Source organism: Cupriavidus sp. HPC(L), from assembly GCF_000307735.3.
GTDB lineage: Bacteria > Pseudomonadota > Gammaproteobacteria > Burkholderiales > Burkholderiaceae > Cupriavidus.
This window is the reverse complement of sequence record NZ_AMPR02000365.1, coordinates 1-1,596: the sequence shown is the minus strand read 5'-3', so window position 1 is coordinate 1,596 and position 1,596 is coordinate 1. Positions and strand designations below refer to the sequence as shown.

Sequence of the window (1,596 nt, the reverse complement as noted above, 5' to 3'; positions counted from 1 at the left end):
CGGCGCGCCACCGCGCTGGGCTTCCCGCGCCAGCGTGCGCTGCCGCTGCTGGCCGAGGCGGCCTTCATGGAAGGCGATTTCGCCGCGGTGACAACGGCGATGCGAAGCCTGCGCCAGGCCGCGTCGTTGCCCGCGGCGCCGCAGCTTCAGCCCTTGCTGCGCTACTGGACATCATGATCGCGACCACGCAGAACATGCCGGACGCGGCCTTGGCGGCCCCAATCCCGGCCTCCCGCGACGCCTGCCGCGACGCCTCCCGGCCCGCGGGAGTCGATGTCGCGCTGCTGCTCGAGGGCGGCCATCCGTTTGCGAGGACCGGCGCACCGGGCTGGGCCGCGCGGATGATCCGGGCCTTTCCGCAGACGACGTTCGCCATCGTGCTGCTCGCCGACCGCCCGCTGGACAGCGGCGAGGGCGTGGACGCGCTGCCCGGCAACGTGCTCGATCTGCAGACGCATTTCCTGCACGACGAAGATCCGGCCGACGCGATGCCGCGGCTTCGGGCCGACGAACAGGCCTTCGCCGAGGCGGCGCGGTGGCACGATCTGCTGCGCCTGCGTGGCCACGGCGGCAACGCGGGCAACCCAGGCAACGCAAGCCATGGCCAGGCAGGGGGGCATGCGCAGGGCGGCGCCGCGATGCGCGCGCTGATCGACGAGCTGGGCGACGACGGCCGGCTGTCCGAGCACGCCTTCCTGCACAGCCGAGCCGCCTGGGACACCATCGTCGAGCAGTACCGCCGCTACTGCACCGACGTCTCGTTCTCCGACTACATCGGGACCGTGCGTGCGATCCACCGGCCGCTGTGGCGGCTGGCGCGGATCGCGGCCACGCTGATGCCGGCGCGCGTCTACCACGCGGCATCGACCGGCTACGCCGGCTTCCTCGGAACGATGCTGCGCTACCGGCACGACCGTCCGCTGCTGGTGTCGCAACACGCGATCCAGACGCGCCAGCATGGCATCGATCCGGGGTATTGCCGCGATCTGTCGCTGCGCTTTTTCGCATCGCTGGGCCGCGTCTGCTACGACGCCGCGGACGAGATCGTCGCGCTGTACGAGGGCAATCGCCGCCGGCAGGTGCAGGACGGCGCGCCGGCCAGCCGCACGCGCACGATCCCGACCGGCATCGACCTGCCCGCGCTGGCGCCGCTGCGCGCGCTGCGTCCCGCCCAGGTGCCCCAGGTCCTGTGTCTGGCGGGCGAAGTCGTGCCCCGCAAGGACGTCAAGACCTTCATCCGCGCGATGCTGACCGTCGTCAGGCACTGTCCCGATGCGCAGGGCTGGATCGCCGGACCCGAGGACGAGGATCCGGAATACGCGCGCGAATGCCGCGCCCTCGTGCGAAGCCTGGGGCTGGCCGGCCACGTGCGCTTTGTCGGCGCTCGGCCCATCGACGAACTGCTGCCACAGGTTGGCATGCTGGTGCTGAGCTCGATCAGCGAGGCGCTGCCGCTGCCGGTGCTGCAGGCCTTCGCCGCCGGCGTGCCCTGCGTGGTCACCGACGTCGGCGCCTGCCGCGAACTGATCGACGGCGTCGGCGACGAGGATATGGCGCTCGGCGCCGCGGGGGCGGTCGTGCGGATCGGCGATGCGG

1 protein-coding gene is annotated in these 1,596 nt (G+C 72.3%); it reads left to right on the top strand.

Features of this window, described 5'->3' with window-relative positions; all coding sequences use genetic code 11:
* Positions 1–173 precede the first annotated feature (173 nt).
* The coding region (gene pelF / locus B551_RS17865; RefSeq protein WP_023264692.1) for a GT4 family glycosyltransferase PelF at positions 174–1,596 on the top strand (1,423 nt) is incomplete at its 3' end.